Below are 19644 nucleotides of genomic sequence, written 5' to 3' on the forward strand. Positions count from 1 at the left end.
TGTATGGAATTCAGCAATCCTTTCGATAATCCGCAGGGACAGTTCGCCATATTGCAAAACGACCAGGGGCAGTACAGCCTGTGGCCGCAGCAGTGCGAACTGCCGGCAGGGTGGCGCATAGTGTGTGAAGCACAGTCGCAGGAGGCGTGCCAGCAGTGGCTGGCGGAACGCTGGCGGACGCTTGAGCCGTCTTACTTTGTGGGGGAGAACGCATGAACCGTCTTCCTCTCGTCGCCGCCCAGCCGGGGATCTGGATGGCGGAACAGCTGTCCACGCTGCCAAACGCCTGGAGCGTGGCGCACTACACCGAGCTGAAAGGCGATATCGATGCGCCACTGCTGGTTAAAGCCATTGCGGAAGGCATGCTGCAGGCCGATACCCTGCGCATGCGTTTTGCAGAAGAAAACGGTGAGGTGTGGCAGTGGGTGGATGAGACCTTCATTCTGCCGGAACCGTCCGTTGTTCGCGTTGATTCCCACGCCGCCGCCGTGGCGCTGATGGAATCCGATCTTAACCAGAACCTGCGCGTCGACAGCGGTCAGCCGCTGGCGTTTCACCAGCTGATTCAGGTCGGTGACAACCACTGGTACTGGTATCAGCGGTATCATCATCTGGTAGTGGATGGCTTCAGCTTCCCGGCCATTACCCGCCAGATCGCTGCAATTTATGCCGCGTGGAAAAAGGGCGACCCCACGCCTGAATCCCCGTTTACCCCATTTGCAGAGGTGGTGGACGAGTACCAGCGCTATCGCGACAGCGAGGCGTACCCGCGCGACGGCGCGTTCTGGGCCGAGCAGCGCAAACAGCTGCCTTCTCCGGTCTCGCTCTCCTCCGCGCCGCTGCCGGGTCGTGCCGCGACAACGGATATCCTGCGCCTGAAAATCGCCGCCGACGCTCGTGCTTTTAGCCAGCTTGCGCAGGCGGCAGAAAAGGTACAGCGCACCGACCTGGCGCTTGCGCTGGTGGCGCTGTGGCTGGGGCGCCTCACCGGACGGCTGGACTACGCCGCCGGGTTTATCTTTATGCGAAGGATGGGGTCCGCAGCCCTGACCGCGACCGGGCCGGTGCTTAACGTCCTGCCGCTGGCGATCAATATCGATCCGCAGGAGAGCCTGCCCTCGCTGGCGCTGCGCCTGGCGAACCAGCTGAAAAAAATGCGTCGCCACCAGCGCTACGACGCCGAGCAGATCGTGCGCGACAGTGGGAAAGCGGCGGGCGATGAAGCGCTGTTCGGCCCGGTGCTGAACGTGAAAGTGTTCGACTACCAGCTGGATATCGACGGCGTGGAGGCCATCACCCACACGCTGGCGACCGGCCCGGTGAACGATCTGGAACTGGCGCTGTTCCCGGACGAGCAGGGCGGGTTGAGCATTGAGATCCTCGCCAATAAACAGCGCTACGACGAGGCGACGCTGACGCGTCACGTCGCGCGCCTGAACGCGATGCTGAGGCAATTTGCAGCCAACCCGGACCTGCGCTGCGGCGAGGTGGAAACCGTTTCTGAACAGGAATATGCCCAACTGGCGCGCATCAACGATACCGGACTGGCGCTGCCGTCCACTACGCTCGCGGATCTGGTGGCGGAACAGGCGAGCAAAACGCCGGACGCCCCGGCGCTGGCGGATGCGCACGTTGAACTCAGTTATCGCCAGATGCGCGAGCAGGTCATCGCGCTGGCAAACCTGCTGCGTGCGCGCGGCGTGAAGCCGGGCGACAGCGTGGCGGTGGCCCTGCCGCGCTCGGTATTCCTGACGTTAGCGCTGCACGGCATTGTGGAGGCGGGCGCCGCGTGGCTACCGCTCGACACCGGCTACCCGGACGATCGCCTGCGGATGATGCTTGAGGACGCGAAGCCGTCTCTGCTCATTACCACTGACGAACAGCTTCCGCGCTTTAGCGATCTCTCCGTCGAGACTTTTAGTTACAACACACTATTACCGACCGCGGGTGCTGAACCGCTGCGTCTGGCGAAGCCGGAGCAGACGGCGTACATCATCTTTACCTCCGGCTCGACCGGGCGTCCAAAAGGGGTCATGGTCGGCCATACTGCCATCGTTAACCGCCTGAAGTGGATGCAGGATCATTATCCACTGACGGCGTTTGACATGGTGGCGCAGAAAACGCCGTGCAGCTTTGATGTGTCGGTGTGGGAGTTCTGGTGGCCGTTTATCGCCGGGGCGAAGCTGGTGATGGCCGAGCCGGACGCGCACCGCGATCCGCAGGCGATGCAAAGCTTCTTCGCCCACTATGGCGTGACCACTACCCACTTCGTGCCGTCGATGCTGGCGGCGTTTGTTGCCTCGCTGACGCCGGAAAACGTCGCCTGCTGCAAAACGCTGAAGCAGGTGTTCTGCAGCGGCGAAGCGCTGCCGACGGCGCTGTGCCGCGAGTGGGAACAGCTGACCCGCGTGCCGCTGCACAATCTTTATGGCCCGACGGAAGCGGCGGTGGACGTCAGCTGGTATCCGGCGTTTGGGCCTGAGCTGGCGGCGGTGGAAGGTAACAGCGTGCCGATCGGCTTCCCGGTGTGGAACACGGGGCTGCGCATTCTGGATGCGATGATGCGCCCGGTGCCGTTCGGCGTGGCGGGCGATCTCTACCTCACCGGCATTCAGCTGGCGCAGGGGTATCTTGGCCGTCCGGATCTCACTGCCAGCCGCTTTATCGCCGACCCGTTTGCGCCGGGCGAGCGGATGTACCGCACCGGCGACGTTGCCCGCTGGCTGGATAACGGCGCGGTGGAATATCTGGGCCGCAGCGACGACCAGCTTAAAATTCGCGGCCAGCGCATCGAGCTGGGTGAAATCGACCGGGCGATGCTGTTGCTGCCGGACGTGGCCCAGGCCGTGGCGCACGCCTGCGTCTTCAACCATGCGGCGGCAACGGGCGGCGATGCTCGCCAGCTGGTGGGGTACGTGGTTTCTGAATCCGGCTTACCGCTGGACCGCGACGCGCTGCTGGAATCGCTCAAAACCCAGCTGCCGCCGCATATGGTGCCGGTGGTGCTGCTGCAAATCAGCGCGCTGCCGCTGAGCGCCAACGGCAAGCTGGATCGCAAGGCGCTGCCGCTGCCGGAACTGACCGGTAAAACGTCCGGACGGGCCCCGGAAAGCGAAACCGAAATCGCCGTCGCGCAGGCGTTTGCCGCGCTGCTGGGCTGCGAGATCAACGACATTGAGGCGGATTTCTTTGCCCTCGGCGGCCACTCGCTGCTGGCTATGCGTCTGGCGGCGCAGCTCAGCCGTGCGTTCAACCGCAAGGTCACGCCGGGGCAGATTATGGTCGCCTCGACGGTCAGCAAGCTTAGCGCCCTGCTGGACTCGCAGATGAGTGACGAGCAGGCGCAGCGTCTGGGGTATGAAACGCTTCTGCCGCTGCGTGAGGGCGACGGCCCGACGCTGTTCTGCTTCCATCCGGCGTCCGGCTTCGCCTGGCAGTTTAGCGTGCTGGCGCGCTACCTCAGCCCGCGCTGGTCAATCGTCGGCATTCAGTCGCCGCGCCCGGACGGGCCGATGCAGCAGTGTGCGGATCTGGATGGGGTGATTGAGCGCCACCTGTTTACGTTACGTAAGCAGCAGCCGCAGGGGCCGTATTACCTGTTCGGTTATTCCCTCGGCGGCACGCTGGCGCAGGGGATTGCGGCCCGCCTACGCGAGCAGGGTGAAGCGGTTTCGTTCCTCGGCCTGCTGGATACCTGGCCGCCGGAAACCCAGAACTGGGCGGAAAAAGAGGCTAACGGCCTCGACCCGGCGGTCTTGGCAGAGATCGAGCGGGAACGTCAGGCGTTTATCGCCGCCCAGCAGGGGCAGGGCTCCAGCGAGCTGTTTAACGCGATTGAAGGCAACTACGCCGACGCGGTGCGGCTGCTCACCACGGCGCACAGCGCGCGCTTTGACGGCAAAGCGACGCTGTTTGTCGCCGAGCGCACGCGAACCATGGATCCGCAGGCCGCGTGGGCGCCGTGGGTGTCGGAGCTTGAGGTGTACAGCCAGGATTGCGCCCACGTGGATATCATTTCACCGCAGGCGTTTGAGAAGATAGGGCCGGTGTTGAAGAATATTTTGGGGTAACGTCAAAAGCGCCGGGTGGCGGCTACGCCTTACCCGGCCTACGGGAGCCGAGTGTAGGCCGGGTAAGGCGTAGCCGCCACCCGGCAATTACCGTCGACCTAACGGCACCACCAGCGGCGTTCCCGCTACCGGATCGTCGATTATCATGCACCGCAGGCCGTAGATCCGCGCGATCAGCTCCGGCGTGACAATCTCTTTCGGCGCACCCTGGGCCACAATCTCCCCGTCTCGCAAGGCAATCAGGTGCGTGGCGTAGCGGCACGCCTGGTTTAAATCGTGCAGCACCGCCGCCAGGGTGTACCCCTGCGCGCGGTTCAGCTCGCTCAGCAGCTCCAGCAGGTCGATCTGATGGCTGATATCCAGCCAGGTCGTCGGCTCGTCCAGCAGCATGATGGAGGTCTCCTGCGCCAGCACCATCGCGATCCACGCGCGCTGACGCTGTCCGCCGGAAAGGGTATCCACGCTTTGCTGAGCGAGATCGGTAATGCCCGTCGCCTGCATCGCGCGGTTCACCGCCTCGTCGTCCTCTTTACGCCAGCGGGTAAACAGCGGCTGGTGCGGATAGCGCCCGCGCGAGACCAGCTCCTGAACCGTGATGTCCCCCGGCGTGGTGGCGTTTTGCGCCAGCAGCCCGATGCGCCTGGCCACCTCTTTGCTGGCGAAGCGCTGGATCTGCTCGCCGTCGAGAAGCACGCTCCCCGCAACCGGCGTCATCAGGCGGCTCAGGGTGCGCAGCAGGGTCGATTTCCCGCAGCCGTTCGGGCCGATAATCGCCGTGAAGTGGCCGTCCGGAATGGCGACGGATAAATCACGGGCAATAATTTTTTTGCCGTAAGCGAGGGTGAGATTTTCGCCGCGCAAGCGGGTGGTTGAATCTGTCATTTCTTGCGAGACTCCTGAACGAGCAAGACGATAAGGTAGATGCCGCCGAGGCTGACGGTCACCACGCCCACCGGAAGCTGGTAAGGCATAAACAGCCGCTGGGCGCAGAGATCGGCGGCCAGCAGCAGCAGCGCGCCGCACAGCGCCGCCTGGGTCAAGCCCCAGCGCGCCGTTCCGCTAAGACGTCGTGCGATATGCGGCGCGACAAGGGCGATAAATGAGATCGGCCCGGCGATGGCGGTGGAGGCGGCGGTCAGCAGTACGGCGACCAGCATCAGCATCAGGCGCGAGCGCTCAACGCCCACGCCCAGCGCGCAGGCGCTGTCGTCGCCCATCTCCAGCAGCCGCATGCGCCGTACCAGCAGCAGCGCGCCGATAAACATCAGCACAATCAGTGGTGCCGCGGGCCAGGTTTTGCCCCACGTCAGGCCGTTGAGGGAGCCCGCGTACCACAGCCCGGCGGAAAGCGCCGTTTCCAGCGAGGCCTGCAGCAGCAGCCATGTGTTAAAGGCCATCAGCATCGCACGGATGCCAATACCGATAATGATCAGCCGGAAAGTGTCGATGCCGTTGCGCCAGGCCAGCGCCCAGATGAGTAAGGACGTCAGAATGCCGCCCGCCATCGCCGTAAAGGTGATGGCCGTCAGGTGCTGCCCGAACAGCACCATCGCCACCAGCACGCCGCTCCAGGCCCCGGTATTGAGGCCCATCACGTCCGGGCTGCCGAGTGGGTTGCGCATCAGCGACTGGAAAATCGCACCGCTGACGCCGAGCGCCGCGCCCACCAGAATGGCCATCGCCACGCGCGGCAGTCGCCATTCGGTGACAACCAGGGTGATATTGCGCGGCGCGCTGCCGGTGAGGGCGTTAAACACCTGGGTGAAATCGAGCGTCACCGCGCCGCTTCTGAGGCTCCACGTTGCCAGCAGCAGAATGGCGATAACCAGCAGGGAGACGCAGGCGACTAAACGCCGGGACGGGGCCATCATGCGCCACCTCCGCGTCTGCGTCGTACCAGGAAGATCAGCACCGGCGCACCGATAAAGGCGCTGACCACCGAGACGCGCAGCTCGCCCGGCACCAGCAGGCGGCCCAGCACGTCGGCAAACAGCAGCAGGGCAGGGGTCGCCAGCAGCGTGACCGGCAGGGACCAGCGGTGATCCGCCCCCACCAGCCAGCGCGCCATATGGGGCATCATCAGGCCGATAAAGGCAATCGGGCCAACCACGGCGGTCGCGCTGCCGCACAGTACGGTGATGGCCAGCAGGCCCGTCAGCTGCGTGCGCGCCACGCGGTTGCCGAGGGCGGTGGCGGTGTCGCTGCCGAGGCTCAGGCTGTTCAGCGCCCGGCTTAACGACAGCGCTACGGCGGCGGCAACCATCACCGGGATCGCCACCACTTTCAGGGTTTCAAGGGTGCGGATATCCAGCGAGCCGGCCTGCCAGAAGCGCAGCTGGTCGTAAACGTCCGGGTTGAGCAGGGCGATGCCGTTGGACAAGCCTTCCAGCACCGCGGCAAGCGCCACGCCCGCCAGCGTCAGGCGTACCGGGCTCAGCTGTCCGCCGCCCTGGCTGCCGGTAAACGCCACCACCAGCGAGGCGACCAGCGCGCCGCAGAAGGCCATTACCAGCTGCTCAGACGGAGAGGTGAAGCCGAACAGCGCCGCGCCGAGCACGATGGCAAAGCTGGCACCGGAGTTCACGCCGAGAATGCCGGGGTCCGCCAGCGGGTTACGGGTAAGGGTTTGCATCAACGCACCGGCAAGGCCGAGCGCGCCACCGGCCAGCAGTCCGGCAAGGGTGCGGGGCAGGCGGGCGTCGAGCACGATGACGCAGTCGGCGCTCTGACAGGTGCCTGAGAGCGCATCAACGATAACGGAGGCGGGCAGCGGCTTGGCGCCGACCAGCAGGCTGAGCGCAATCGCCAGGCTCAATAGCAGCAATAAAACGGGCACGGCAATGGCGCGCACCGAAGAAGAGGAAAACGACATAGCAACATCCATGACTTGATAATGATAGTGATTATCGTTATCTATCTTATTTGGCTATGTTAGCATGTGCGCCCATGGAATGGGTAGAATTACACTCAAGGCTTTGTCATGAATCAAAAATCCTGGCTGCTCAACCTCAGCCTGCTCAAAACGCACCCGGCGTATCGCGCCGTCTTTATCGCTCGTTTTATCTCCATTTTATCCCTCGGCCTGCTCGGCGTGGCCGTACCGGTCCAGATCCAGACTATGACGCACTCCAGCTGGCTGGTGGGGTTATCGGTGACGTTAACCGGCGGGGCGATGTTCATCGGTCTGATGGTCGGCGGCGTGCTGGCGGACCGCTACGAGCGTAAAAAGCTGATCCTGCTGGCGCGCGGCACCTGCGGCGTGGGCTTTATCGGGCTGTGTCTGAACGCCATGCTGCCGGAGCCGTCGCTGATTGCCATATATGCCCTCGGGCTGTGGGACGGTTTCTTTGCCTCCTTAGGCGTGACGGCGCTTCTGGCGGCGACGCCCGCGCTGGTCGGGCGAGAAAATCTGATGCAGGCGGGGGCAATCACCATGCTCACCGTGCGCCTCGGCTCGGTGATTTCGCCGATGGTCGGCGGCCTGCTGCTGGCAACTGGCAACGTGGCATGGAACTACGGCCTGGCGGCGGCGGGGACCTTTATCACCACGTTGACGCTGCTGCGCCTGCCGCTGCTGCCACCTCCGCCGCAGCCGCGCGAGCATCCGCTGACATCACTGATGGCCGCTATTCGTTTTCTGTTCAGTAACCCGCTGATTGGCGGCATTGCGCTGCTTGGCGGCCTGCTGACCATGGCGAGCGCCGTGCGCGTGCTGTATCCGGCGTTAGCGGGAGAGTGGCGGATGAGCGCCTCGGAGATTGGCCTGCTGTACGCCGCGATTCCGCTCGGCGCGGCCTGCGGGGCGCTGACCAGCGGCAACCTGGCGCAGAGCGCGCGTCCGGGGCTGATTATGCTGCTTGCCACGCTGGCCTCGTTTATCGCCATTGGCTTCTTTAGCCTGATGCCGGTCTGGGCGCTCGGGGTGATGTGTCTGGTGATCTTTGGCTGGCTGAGCGCCATCAGCTCGCTCTTGCAGTACACCCTGATCCAGACCCAGACGCCGGAAGGGATGCTCGGGCGCATCAACGGCCTGTGGACCGCGCAGAACGTCACGGGCGATGCCATCGGCGCGGCGATCCTCGGCGGGCTGGGGGCGATAATGAGCCCGGTGGCGTCGGCGAGCAGCAGCGGGTTTGTGTTAGCGATGGTTGGTGTGATCTTATTGGTGGCGCTGGTGGAGTTGCGCCGGTTCAGGCAGGAGAGTGCCCCTGTGTGATTTGCCGGGTGGCGGCTGCGCCTTACCCGGCCTACATTTTGCACCCGTAGGCCCGGTAAGCGAAGCGCCACCGGGCGCATACATTACCCGAAAATTGCCTCTAAACGCTGCAACACCAACATCGCGCTGTAATAATCCAGGCGGAACGTCTCAGTTCCTAACGCCCACACGCGCTTGTTTTTCACCGACGGCAGGTGCGCCAGCAGCGGGTTAGCGTAAATCGCCGCCACGTCTTTCTCGTCACCGGCAAACACAAACAGCCCTTCGCCGTTCAGTCCCGTCGCCAGGTTTTCACCGCCCAGCTGGATAATGTCGTGGCGCTTGCCCTGGCTTGTTGAGGTCTGCAACCCGGCAGGCAGGTCCGCCAGCGTAAAGCCCAGCTGGTGCAGCAGCTTGCCCTGCGCCGATTCGGCGGTCCACAGGTTGGCGGAATGCGCGGCGGCGGTGTAGACGATGGCGTTCACCGGCTGCGGCGGCAGCGTCATTTGCTGTTTCACCTGCGCGAGCTGCGTATCAAACGCGGCTATGCGCCCGGCGGCCTGCTTTTCGTGTCCGGTTATCGTGCCCAGCTGGGTCAGCAGCGCCTGCCAGCTCTTGTCGTCGTAGTTGATGATAAGCGTCGGTGCAATGGCGGAAAGCTGATCGTACAGCGCCAGCGCGGAATCCCCGCCGGTAGCGCTGATCAAAATCAGGTCCGGCATTTGTGCGGCCACCGCTTCGGCGCTCGGCTCGCCAATGTACAGCCGCGCTACCTTGCGCTGCTTCGCGATATCGCCCCACTGGCGCAGGAAACCCTGTCCATCCGCCACGCGGTTGTTCGGCGTGGTTGCGCCGCTGGCGACGACCGGTGCGTCAATGGCCAGCAGGGAGCCGGTTAAGGTCACGCTGGTGGAGACAATGCGCGTCGGTTTGTGCTCAAGGGTATGAACCCCGCGGCTGTCAGTCACCTGACGCGGCCAGTCGGCGGCAGCGGCTGAGGTAAGTCCTAAAACAAAAAGCACGAATAAAAGCAGGGGATTACGGAAAACGGCAGGGAATTTCACAGCGCGGGATCCTGTTTTCGTTGAAGATAATGCTTCTCATTTTCATAGTTACCGCACCGGGATGCAAGCTTTTGTCGCACAAGTTATTTGCCCGACGGTTGACAGCGAAGCGATGTGGGATTAGGTTAGCCGACGAAAATATAAATGATAATCATTATTGCTTCTTTTATCATTTTGAGGAGGATGATATGGATACGTCCCTGGCTGAGGAAGTTCAGCACGCCGCAACCACGCTGGAATCAGACCGTTTTTTCTTTATGTCGCCTTACCGCAGCTTTACCACGTCCGGCTGCTTTGCCCGCTTCAGTGAACCCGCCGTCGGCGGTGACGATCCGGCGGGTCGCTTCCAGCAAAAATTAGCCCAGGCCTTCCGCACGGCAAAAGCCAGCGGTATTGCTCACCCGGTGATGGTGGGGGCGATCCCGTTCGACACCCGCAAGCCCTCGTCGCTGTTTATTCCGCAACGCTGGGAAACCTTTTCCCGTCCCGCACGTCAGCAGTCCGCACGTTATTTTTCCGGCGCGCAGGCGCTGAAGGTGGCACAACGCACCGAGATCCCGCCGCAGCCCGTCTTCGAAGAGATGGTCGCTCGCGCCGCGTCGCTGACCGCCACGCCGCAGGTGAACAAGGTGGTGCTGTCTCGCCTGATTGATATCGCGACCGACAAACGCATGGACAGCGGCGCCCTGATGGAGCGCCTGATCGCCCAGAACCCGGCGAGCTTCAACTTCCACGTGCCGCTGGAAGACGGCGGCGTGCTGCTGGGCGCCAGCCCGGAGCTGTTGCTGCGCAAAGAGGGGGCGCACTTTAGCTCGCTGCCGCTGGCAGGCTCCGCGCGCCGTCAGCCGGACGACGTGCTGGATCGCGAAGCGGGCAATAAGCTGCTGGCCTCCGAAAAGGACCGTCACGAGCACGACCTGGTCACCCAGGCGATGAGGGCCATTCTGGCACCGCGCAGCCACCATCTCAGCATGCCTGATTCTCCTCAGTTGATTACCACGCCGACGCTGTGGCATCTGGCGACGCCGGTGGAAGGCGAGGCGCGTGAAAACGAGAACGCCCTGACCCTGGCCTGCCTGCTGCACCCGACCCCGGCGCTGAGCGGCTTCCCGCATCAGGCCGCGAAAGAGCTGATTGCCGAGCTGGAGCCGTTCGACCGCGAGCTGTTTGGCGGCATCGTTGGCTGGTGCGACAGCGAAGGCAACGGCGAGTGGGTGGTGACCATCCGCTGCGCGCGTCTTCGTGAAAATACCGTTCGCCTGTTTGCCGGTGCGGGCATTGTGCCTGCCTCCTCCCCGGTGGGCGAGTGGCGCGAGACGGGCGTGAAGCTCTCCACCATGCTCAACGTGTTTGGTTTGCACTAAGGAAGACTCATGACCATTCCCTTTACCCGCTGGCCTGAGGCATTTGCCCGCCGCTACCGTGAAAAAGGCTACTGGCAGGATCTGCCGTTGACCCACATCCTGACGGATCGGGCGGACAGCGATGCGGTGGCGATTATCGATGGCGATCGCCACATTACCTACCGCGCGCTGAATCAGGCCGTGAACAACCTGGCCTCAGCCCTTCAGGCGCGTGGGCTGCAGCGTGGCGAGACGGCGCTGGTGCAGCTTGGCAACGTGGCAGAGTTCTACATGACCTTCTTCGCGCTGCTGCAAATCGGCGTCGCGCCGGTCAACGCGCTCTTTAGCCACCAGCGCAGCGAGCTGAACGCCTATGCGGCGCAGATCAACCCCGCCGCGCTGATCGCCGATCGCGACCATGCGCTGTTTGCGAGCGATGATTTTCTTCATGCCTTTGTGGATGAGCATCGCTCGGTGCGCGTCGTGCTCCTGCGCGGCGATAAGGGTGAATATGCCCTGGACGCGGCGATTACGCGTCCGGCGGACAATTTTATCCCTAACCCGACGCCCGCCGACGAAGTGGCGTTCTTCCAGCTCTCCGGCGGCAGCACCGGCACGCCGAAGCTGATCCCGCGGACGCACAACGACTACGACTACAGCATTCGCCGCAGCAACGAGATCTGCGGTATCACTGCGCATACCCGGTATCTGAACGCGCTGCCCGCGGCGCACAACTACGCCATGAGCTCGCCGGGGTCGTTAGGCGTCTTTACCGCGGGCGGCTGCGTGGTGCTGGCGAACGATCCGAGCGCCACGCTCTGCTTCCCGCTGATTGAACGGCATCAGATTAACGTCACTTCGCTGGTGCCCCCGGCGGTAAGCCTCTGGCTACAGGCGATTGCCGACGGCGCGGGCAACGCGCAGCTTGCGTCGCTGAAGCTGCTCCAGGTGGGTGGCGCACGCCTCTCCGCCACGCTCGCGGCGCGCATTCCGGCAGAAATCGGCTGCCAGCTGCAGCAGGTGTTCGGCATGGCAGAAGGGCTGGTGAACTACACCGCGCTCGACGACGCGCCGGAACGCATCATCAACACCCAGGGCCGACCGATGTGCCCGGACGACGAAGTGTGGGTGGCGGACGAGCACGGCAACCCGCTGCCGCGCGGGGAAGTCGGGCGCCTGATGACGCGCGGCCCGTACACCTTCCGCGGCTATTTCAACAGCCCGGAACACAACGCCAGCGCCTTCGACGCCGACGGCTTTTATTGCTCCGGGGATCTGATCGCCATTGACGAGCAGGGCTACATCACCGTGCAGGGGCGCGAGAAAGATCAGATCAACCGCGGCGGAGAGAAGATTGCTGCCGAAGAGATCGAGAACCTGCTGCTGCGCCATGAGTCGGTGATCCACGCCGCGCTGGTGAGCATGGAGGATAGCCTGCTGGGTGAGAAGAGCTGCGCGTATCTGGTGGTGAAACAGCCCCTGCGCGCGGTTGAGGTGCGTCGCTTCCTGCGCGAGCAGGGCGTCGCCGAATTCAAGCTGCCGGACCGCGTGGAGAGCGTGGATGCGCTCCCGCTGACGCCGGTCGGCAAAGTCGATAAGAAACAGTTGCGCCTGCGGCTTGCTGAACGCGCCCGGGGCTGAGGAACAGAGTATGGCCATTCCAAAATTAACCGCTTACGCGCTGCCGACCGCCGCAGAGCTGCCGACCAGTAAGGTGAACTGGGCGTTTGAGCCCGAGCGCGCGGCGCTGCTGATCCACGATATGCAGGAGTATTTCCTGAACTTCTGGGGCGAAAACAGCGAGATGATGCAGCAGGTGGTGGCGAACATCGCCAGACTGCGCGCCTGGTGCAAAGAACACAATATCCCGGTGTACTACACCGCGCAGCCAAAAGAGCAGAGCGATGACGATCGCGCCCTGCTGAACGACATGTGGGGCCCGGGGCTGACCCGTTCGCCGGAGCAGCAGCGCATCGCCGCCGAGCTGGCGCCGGACGAAGCGGACACGGTGCTGGTGAAGTGGCGCTACAGCGCGTTCCACCGCTCGCCGCTGGAGCAGATGCTGAAAGAGACGGGCCGCAACCAACTGCTGATTACCGGCGTCTACGCCCACATCGGCTGCATGACCACCGCCACCGACGCCTTTATGCGCGACATTAAGCCGTTCTTCATTGCCGACGCGCTGGCGGATTTCACCCGTGATGAGCACCTGATGTCGCTGAACTATGTAGCCGGCCGCTCGGGTCGCGTGGTGATGACCGACGAACTGCTGCCGTCCGTTCCGGCCTCGAAGGCCGCGCTGCGCGAGCTTATTCTGCCGCTGCTGGATGAGTCCGACGAGCCGATGGATGACGAAAACCTGATCGACTACGGCCTGGATTCGGTACGCATGATGGCGCTGGCCGCCCGCTGGCGCAAAGTACACGGCGATATCGACTTCGTGATGCTGGCGAAAAATCCGACCCTCGACGCCTGGTGGGCGCTGCTTTCCCGCGAGGTGAAGTGATGCGTTTTGATTTCACCGGTAAAACCGTCTGGGTGACGGGCGCGGGGAAGGGGATTGGCTACGCGACCGCAATAGCGTTTGCCGAAGCCGGCGCGCAGGTGACTGGGTTCGATTTGGCCTTCGCGCAGGATCACTATCCGTTTGCCACCGAAACGCTGGACGTGGCGGATGCCGCGCAGGTGCATGAGGTGTGCGGGCGCGTACTGGCTTCGCTCGAACGGCTGGACGTGCTGGTCAACGCGGCGGGCATTCTGCGCATGGGGGCGACGGACCAGCTCTCGCAGAAGGACTGGCAGGACACCTTTGCGGTCAACGTTGGCGGCGCGTTCAATCTGTTCCAGCAGACCATGGGCCAGTTCCGCCGTCAGCAGGGCGGGGCGATTGTGACCGTGGCGTCCGATGCGGCGCACACGCCGCGCATCGGCATGAGCGCCTATGGCGCATCGAAAGCGGCGCTGAAAAGCCTGGCCCTGACCGTCGGGCTGGAGCTGGCAGGCAGCGGCGTGCGCTGCAATCTGGTGTCGCCGGGCTCAACGGACACCGATATGCAGCGCACCCTGTGGAAAAGCGACGATGCGGAGCAGCAGCGCATTCGCGGCTTCGGCGAGCAGTTTAAGCTCGGTATTCCGCTGGGCAAAATTGCCCGTCCTCAGGAGATAGCTGCGACCGTGCTGTTCCTTGCCTCCGATGCCGCCAGCCATATCACCCTGCAGGATATCGTGGTGGACGGCGGCTCCACGCTGGGGGCGTAAATGATCTGGAAACGTCATTTATCGCTTGAGGAACTGAACGCCACCAGCGTGAATACCCTGGTGGCGAACCTGGGCATTGTCTATACCCACCTCGGGGATGACACGCTGGAAGCGGAGATGCCGGTGGATGCGCGTACCCATCAGCCGTTTGGCCTGCTCCACGGCGGGGCCTCGGCGGCGCTGGCGGAAACGCTCGGCTCAATGGCCGGATTTCTGATGACCCGCGACGGGCAGAGCGTGGTGGGAACGGAGCTGAACGCCACGCATCATCGGGCGGTATCCCACGGCACGGTTCGTGGCGTGTGTCAGCCGCTGCATCTTGGGCGTTCGAGCCAGAGTTGGGAGATTGTGGTTTTCAACGAGCAGGGGCGGCGGTGCTGTACCTGCCGGTTGAGTACGATGGTGCTGGGCTAACTCAGATCAAAGTGATCGGCTTAACACTGTGGTGTAAATCTCTGGTTTGACCACGCATTATTGCGTTTCAAAGTTGTTAAATTTTTCCGGTTGTTCTAGAAACAAAATGTAACATCTCACTGTTTCACAACAACGGACAACAACTATGAACAACTCAGGGAAATACCTTACATGGGCAGGGCTCTCCGTTGTGGGAGCCTTTGCCCTGGGCTACATCGCCCTCAACCGGGGGGAGCAGATCAACGCGCTCTGGATCGTCGTTGCCTCGGTCTGCGTTTACCTGATCGCCTATCGTTTTTATGGCCGCTATATCGCTAAAAATGTTCTGGCGGTCGATAGCACCCGCATGACGCCTGCCGTCCGCCATAACGACGGTCTGGACTACGTGCCGACCGACAAGAAAGTGCTGTTCGGTCACCATTTTGCGGCGATCGCCGGAGCAGGCCCGCTGGTGGGCCCGGTGCTGGCGGCGCAAATGGGCTACCTGCCGGGGATGATCTGGATCCTCGCCGGGGTGGTGCTGGCGGGGGCGGTGCAGGACTTTATGGTGCTGTTCGTCTCCACCCGCCGCGACGGACGTTCGCTGGGGGAGCTGGTGAAAGAGGAGATGGGGGCCACTGCCGGGGTGATTGCGCTGGTGGCGACCTTTATGATCATGGTGATCATCCTCGCGGTGCTGGCGATGATCGTGGTGAAAGCGTTGACCCACAGCCCGTGGGGAACGTATACCGTAGCCTTTACCATTCCGCTGGCGCTGTTCATGGGGATCTACATCCGCTACCTGCGTCCGGGCCGCATTGGTGAAGTGTCGGTGATTGGTCTGGTGTTGCTCGTGTTCGCCATTATCTCCGGCGGCTGGGTGGCGGAAAGCCCGACCTGGGCGCCGTTCTTCGACTTTACCGGCGTACAGCTGACCTGGATGCTGGTGGGCTACGGCTTTGTGGCGGCGGTGCTGCCGGTGTGGCTGCTGCTGGCCCCGCGCGACTACCTTTCAACGTTCCTGAAAATCGGCACCATCGTCGGGCTGGCAATCGGTATTCTGATTATGCGCCCGACCCTGACCATGCCAGCATTAACCAAATTTATCGACGGTACCGGCCCGGTCTGGACCGGGAATCTGTTCCCGTTCCTGTTTATTACCATTGCCTGCGGTGCGGTGTCGGGCTTCCACGCGCTGATCGCCTCCGGGACGACGCCGAAGATGCTGGCGAATGAAAATCAGGCCTGCCTGATCGGCTACGGCGGCATGCTGATGGAGTCCTTCGTGGCCATCATGGCGCTGGTCTCCGCCTGCATTATCGACCCGGGCGTCTACTTCGCGATGAACAGCCCGATGGCGGTCCTGGCTCCTGCCGGTACCGTTGACGTGGTGGCATCTGCCGCGCAGGTGGTGAGCGGCTGGGGCTTCGCGATTACCCCTGATACGTTGACGAGCATCGCCAGCGAAGTGGGCGAGCAGTCCATAATCTCCCGCGCGGGCGGGGCGCCGACGCTGGCGGTGGGCATGGCGTATATTCTCCACGGCGCGCTGGGCGGGCTGATGGACGTGTCGTTCTGGTATCACTTCGCCATTCTGTTTGAAGCGCTGTTTATCCTGACGGCGGTGGATGCGGGAACCCGTGCGGCGCGCTTTATGCTGCAGGATCTGCTGGGCGTCATCTCCCCGAACCTGAAGCGGACCGACTCGCTCCCGGCTAACCTGCTGGCGACGGCACTGTGCGTACTGGCGTGGGGCTATTTCCTGCATCAGGGCGTGGTCGATCCGCTGGGCGGGATTAACACCCTGTGGCCGCTGTTCGGTATCGCCAACCAGATGCTGGCGGGCATGGCGCTGATGCTCTGCGCGGTGGTGCTGTTCAAGATGAAGCGCCAGCGCTATGCGTGGGTGGCGCTGGTGCCTACCGCGTGGCTGCTGATCTGTACCCTGACGGCGGGCTGGCAGAAGGCCTTCAGTCCGGATAATAAGGTGGGCTTCCTGGCAATTGCCAACAAGTTCCAGGCGATGATCGACAGCGGCAAGATCCCGGCACAGTACACCGAATCACAGCTGTCGCAGCTGGTGTTTAACAACCGTCTGGACGCCGGGCTGACCATCTTCTTTATGGTGGTGGTCGTGGTGCTGGCGTTGTATTCTCTCAAGACCGCGCTGGCGGCATTGAAAGTCGACACGCCAACGGCGAAAGAGACGCCGTATGAGCTAATGCCTGAAAACCTGGAAGAGATTGTGACCCAGGCGAAAGGGGCGCACTAACCTTTGTGCCGGGTGGCGGCTTCGCCTTACCCGGCCTGCATTCCCTGTGAGATCAGAATCATGTTTGACACCCTTTCCAAAGCCGGTAAGTACCTGGGCCAGGCCGCCAAAATGATGATTGGCGTGCCGGACTACGACAACTACGTCGAGCATATGCGTGTCAATCATCCGGACCAGACGCCAATGACCTACGAAGAATTTTTCCGTGACCGCCAGGACGCCCGTTACGGCGGCAAGGGCGGGGCGAAGTGCTGTTAACCCTCTTTCGGTAAATAGAGGCTGATCTGCTCCTGCTTGCAGCCGTAGATCGCTGCCAGCTTTTCACGGGTGCGCTTTTGCGGACGGGAGTCCAGCGCTTCCAGCTGCGACACGGCGGACTGGCTGATGCCCAGTTTCTCCGCCACCTCCTGCTGGGATAGCCCGCGTAGGATACGCCACGCGGCCTGCAGGCTGACGTTCTGCCAGGTCATGATGCTGCACACTTCTCCGGGCAATTCCACGTCATCCAGACTATCGTGTTCGACCTCAATATCCTCCAGATCGTCATCGGTTTCGTCGTCAATTTCTGACATCTGTAAGAGCATACGAAAATATTCGTGATAGGGAATAACGGCGTACTGCGTTTTCCCGTTATCGTCCTTGATTAGCTGTACAGCCATAGGTGGCACTCTCCTCATGCAGGTAAGTCGTTGAAGTTCTGCGCTTGACGGCTAAAACATAACAATGGTTATCGGGATCGTCCCGAAGCGTATAGATGATGCGGTAATCGCCAACGCGTAGCCGGAAATGATTTTCGGTCGCCGATATTTTTTTGATATCGGGCTGGGGAGCTGAACGGTCATCCAGCTCATTAAGCTTTACCTCAATGCGGTGCTGATACCGCTCGTCAATCTTTGAAAACGCCTTCTTTGCACCATTGGACCAGACAATCTTCATCCGTACCTCCACTGTACGCCCACACAAAATATAAGGAAATAATAAGACTATTAGATAAATTCCGAATTTCTTATGGGTACTGTAGAGCGGAGAAAAAAAACAGGTAAGAGGCAAAACGCAAACCGTCGAGGCGGCTTGAGAAGGCCTCTGCCGGGCGACAGAGGCTTGCAGGAAATATGCGATCAGGCGTTCAACCCGCCGTCGACATCCAGCCCTGTGCCGGAGATCTGCCCCGCAGCCGGGCTGGCAAGGAAGGTGACCGCCGCCGCGATGTCTTCCGGCTGGCCGTAGTGGCCGACTGCGATCATCTGGCGCTGGGCTTCCGCCTGTTCGCCGTCTTCCGGGTTCATATCGCTGTTGGTGGGGCCGGGGTGGACAAGGTTAACGGTAATACCGCGCGGGCCCAGATCGCGCGCCAGGCCGCGGGTGAGGGAGTTAAGGGCAGACTTGGTCATCGAGTAAACGGCAATACCCGGCATCGCCACGCGGTTGGCCAGACAGCTGCCGATGTTGATAATGCGCCCGCCGTCGGACATGTGCACCAGCGCTTCCTGAATGGCGATCACCACGCCGCGAATGTTGACGTTGATGAGCGCGTCAATGTCCGCCAGGGTCATGGACTCAAGCGGGCCGCCGCGCGCGATACCCGCGTTGTTGACCAGAATGTCCAGCCCGCCAAGGGAACGCGCCGCATGGGTAACGGCATCCTGAATCGCCTGCGCGCTGGCGCTGTCGGCCTGCACAGCTTCGCTGTGTCGTCCCAGCGCCTTAATCTCCTCAGCGACCGCCTGGGCTTTATCGGCAGATTTTTCATACGTAATAATCACATCCGCACCGGCGCGTGCCAGCGACAGTGCAATAGCCCGACCCAACCCGCGGCTGGCACCGGTAACCAGCGCCTTTTTACCTGTTAAATCGATCTGCATGATGACCTCGTGACGAGAGTGGTAAGAATCATCATTAGGTATAGACGGTCAGGGAGATTAACGGCTGAAGTATTCCACCTTCTCAAACGCCGCGCGCAGAACCTCAGGCGTTAACGTCACCGGCAGATAATGAATTGACTCCACCGGACGCAGGGTGTGGGCAATCACCCTATCCAGCTCGTCGCGGTTGTGAATATCGACCTCCAGCGCGCGAAGCGTGGTCGGCAGGTTAAAACGTCGATACGCTGAGACCAGCTGTGCCAGCACGTCGTCCTGGCCGAGCAGGGCGCTTTGCACCAGAATGCCGTAGGCCACCTTGGTGCCGTGGAGGTATTTTTCCGTCTGCGGCAGCACGGTTAAACCGTTGTGTACCGCATGCGCCGCCGCCACGCGGGTATAGCGCTCACCCAGACCGCCGACCATCCCGCCGCCGGCGATTATCGCATCCACCACGTCCCGAAAGACCTGCGTCTGTTCGCCGCGCTGCTGGTCGGCCAGCGCTTCCTCACTGTGCTCCAGCAGCACGTCGCGGATCGCCAGCGCGCCGTTGATGCCCAGCCGCACGGTCAGCGGCAGGTTTTCAGGCTGCGGAGCAAGCACTACCGCTTCGTACCACTTCGCCAGCGTATCGCCGATACCCGCCAGCAGGTATTCCGCGGGTGCGTTGAGAATGATCTGTGGCTCTACCAGCACCAGGAAGTTGGCGTCATCGAAGATCTCAAAATGCAGCGCCTGCCCGGCATCGTTGTACCAGACGGAGAGCGGGGTCCATGCCGCGCAGGTAGCGGCAATGGTGGGGATACCCACGAACGGCACGCCCAGACGACGCGCCACGGCCTTGACGGTATCCAGCACCGCACCGCCGCCGACGCCAATCACCACGCTGGCGTCACTGCCGGATTCGTTCACCAGATGGATGACGTCGCGCTCGCTGCAGTGGCCTTTAAACAGCAGGTGTTTCGCCCCCGGCGCGTGAAAGCTCTCCGGCAGGAAAGGGCGCGCGCCGTCGATAGCGCGCTCGCCGTAAATCCACACCGCGCGGGAAAGCTGCTCCTGGGTAAAGAAGTCATTCAGATGCGCAAGGCTTCCGGGATGGGAGAAGTAGTTCGCCGGGCCAGGCACGACGCGGATATCGGTGTTGCTCATGGTGTTGTCCTTTTTTAGCAAGCGCTAACCCGATGTTATGT

Annotated in this window: 18 protein-coding genes; 10 read left to right on the forward strand and 8 right to left on the reverse strand. The window is 62.4% G+C overall.

Going from position 1 to position 19644, the window contains the following annotated elements:
• Positions 1-3: 3 nt before the first annotated feature.
• Positions 4-216, forward strand: a complete 213-nt coding sequence (locus F3J31_RS06630; RefSeq protein WP_167212096.1) for an MbtH family NRPS accessory protein — start codon at positions 4-6, stop codon at positions 214-216.
• Positions 213-4070 (forward strand): enterobactin non-ribosomal peptide synthetase EntF, encoded by a 3858-nt coding sequence (gene entF / locus F3J31_RS06635; RefSeq protein WP_167212099.1) that lies wholly within the window; start codon positions 213-215, stop codon positions 4068-4070. Before F3J31_RS06630 ends, entF begins: the two co-directional genes overlap by 4 nt.
• A gap of 87 nt (positions 4071-4157) precedes the next feature.
• Here the strand turns inward: entF and fepC are convergent, their stop codons facing one another.
• Genes fepC through fepD form a run of 3 tightly spaced genes read right to left on the reverse strand, consistent with a single transcriptional unit; the run spans position 4158 to position 6942 of the window.
• On the reverse strand, positions 4158-4952 hold the full coding sequence (gene fepC, locus F3J31_RS06640; RefSeq protein ID WP_167212101.1) for an iron-enterobactin ABC transporter ATP-binding protein: 795 nt from the start codon (positions 4950-4952) through the stop codon (positions 4158-4160).
• Positions 4949-5941 carry an iron-enterobactin ABC transporter permease gene (gene fepG, locus F3J31_RS06645; protein ID WP_167212104.1) on the reverse strand — a complete coding sequence of 331 codons (993 nt, stop codon included), beginning with the start codon at positions 5939-5941 and terminating at the stop codon, positions 4949-4951. The genes fepC and fepG overlap by 4 nt, the downstream gene beginning before the upstream one ends.
• The gene (fepD, locus tag F3J31_RS06650) at positions 5938-6942 is read right to left on the reverse strand and encodes a Fe(3+)-siderophore ABC transporter permease (RefSeq protein WP_167212107.1); all 1005 of its coding nucleotides are present in this window, start codon (positions 6940-6942) and stop codon (positions 5938-5940) included. Before fepD ends, fepG begins: the two co-directional genes overlap by 4 nt.
• Positions 6943-7050: 108 nt before the next feature.
• Between fepD and entS the strand changes: the two genes are divergently transcribed.
• Complete coding sequence (gene entS, locus F3J31_RS06655; protein ID WP_167212109.1) at positions 7051-8286, forward strand: enterobactin transporter EntS; 1236 nt, start codon at positions 7051-7053, stop codon at positions 8284-8286.
• An 83-nt stretch (positions 8287-8369) separates the two neighbouring features.
• Here the strand turns inward: entS and fepB are convergent, their stop codons facing one another.
• Positions 8370-9329, reverse strand: coding sequence for a Fe2+-enterobactin ABC transporter substrate-binding protein (fepB, locus tag F3J31_RS06660; RefSeq protein WP_048226041.1), 960 nt, complete (start codon positions 9327-9329; stop codon positions 8370-8372).
• 188 nt (positions 9330-9517) lie between these two features.
• Here fepB and entC point away from each other — a divergent pair, with 188 nt between their 5' ends.
• The 7 genes from entC (at position 9518) to F3J31_RS06695 (ending at position 16853) form a co-directional block, all read left to right on the forward strand.
• Positions 9518-10693, forward strand: a complete 1176-nt coding sequence (entC, locus tag F3J31_RS06665; protein WP_063621109.1) for an isochorismate synthase EntC — start codon at positions 9518-9520, stop codon at positions 10691-10693.
• 9 nt (positions 10694-10702) lie between these two features.
• Positions 10703-12313, forward strand: coding sequence for a (2,3-dihydroxybenzoyl)adenylate synthase EntE (gene entE, locus F3J31_RS06670; protein WP_167212112.1), 1611 nt, complete (start codon positions 10703-10705; stop codon positions 12311-12313).
• A gap of 10 nt (positions 12314-12323) precedes the next feature.
• The gene (locus tag F3J31_RS06675; RefSeq protein ID WP_167212115.1) at positions 12324-13178 is read left to right on the forward strand and encodes an isochorismatase; all 855 of its coding nucleotides are present in this window, start codon (positions 12324-12326) and stop codon (positions 13176-13178) included.
• Complete coding sequence (gene entA, locus F3J31_RS06680) at positions 13178-13930, forward strand: 2,3-dihydro-2,3-dihydroxybenzoate dehydrogenase EntA (RefSeq protein ID WP_167212118.1); 753 nt, start codon at positions 13178-13180, stop codon at positions 13928-13930. Before F3J31_RS06675 ends, entA begins: the two co-directional genes overlap by 1 nt.
• Entirely contained in the window at positions 13931-14344 is a 414-nt protein-coding gene (entH, locus tag F3J31_RS06685) for a proofreading thioesterase EntH (protein ID WP_167212121.1), read from the forward strand. It begins immediately after the preceding gene.
• 145 nt (positions 14345-14489) lie between these two features.
• Positions 14490-16595 carry a pyruvate/proton symporter CstA gene (cstA, locus tag F3J31_RS06690; RefSeq protein WP_167212124.1) on the forward strand — a complete coding sequence of 702 codons (2106 nt, stop codon included), beginning with the start codon at positions 14490-14492 and terminating at the stop codon, positions 16593-16595.
• A gap of 60 nt (positions 16596-16655) precedes the next feature.
• Positions 16656-16853: a YbdD/YjiX family protein gene (locus F3J31_RS06695; protein WP_006809671.1), complete on the forward strand. Its 198-nt coding sequence runs from the start codon at positions 16656-16658 to the stop codon at positions 16851-16853.
• Here F3J31_RS06695 and F3J31_RS06700 read toward each other — a convergent pair.
• The 4 genes from F3J31_RS06700 to F3J31_RS06715 all read right to left on the reverse strand — a co-directional run bounded on the left by F3J31_RS06700 (position 16850) and on the right by F3J31_RS06715 (position 19603).
• Positions 16850-17254: a helix-turn-helix transcriptional regulator gene (locus tag F3J31_RS06700; RefSeq protein ID WP_045909615.1), complete on the reverse strand. Its 405-nt coding sequence runs from the start codon at positions 17252-17254 to the stop codon at positions 16850-16852. The two genes, F3J31_RS06695 and F3J31_RS06700, sit on opposite strands and share 4 nt — an antisense overlap.
• A complete protein-coding gene (locus F3J31_RS06705) occupies positions 17226-17531 on the reverse strand; it encodes a type II toxin-antitoxin system RelE/ParE family toxin (RefSeq protein ID WP_167212127.1) in 306 nt (101 codons plus the stop codon). The genes F3J31_RS06700 and F3J31_RS06705 overlap by 29 nt, the downstream gene beginning before the upstream one ends.
• Before the next feature lie 182 nt (positions 17532-17713).
• Positions 17714-18457, reverse strand: a complete 744-nt coding sequence (locus F3J31_RS06710) for a 3-oxoacyl-ACP reductase family protein (protein WP_045909613.1) — start codon at positions 18455-18457, stop codon at positions 17714-17716.
• Positions 18458-18514: 57 nt separating this feature from the next.
• Positions 18515-19603 (reverse strand): oxidoreductase, encoded by a 1089-nt coding sequence (locus F3J31_RS06715; protein ID WP_167212131.1) that lies wholly within the window; start codon positions 19601-19603, stop codon positions 18515-18517.
• Positions 19604-19644 lie beyond the last annotated feature (41 nt).

Origin of the sequence: Enterobacter sp. Acro-832, assembly GCF_011752745.1 — a bacterium.
GTDB lineage: Bacteria > Pseudomonadota > Gammaproteobacteria > Enterobacterales > Enterobacteriaceae > Enterobacter > Enterobacter quasiroggenkampii.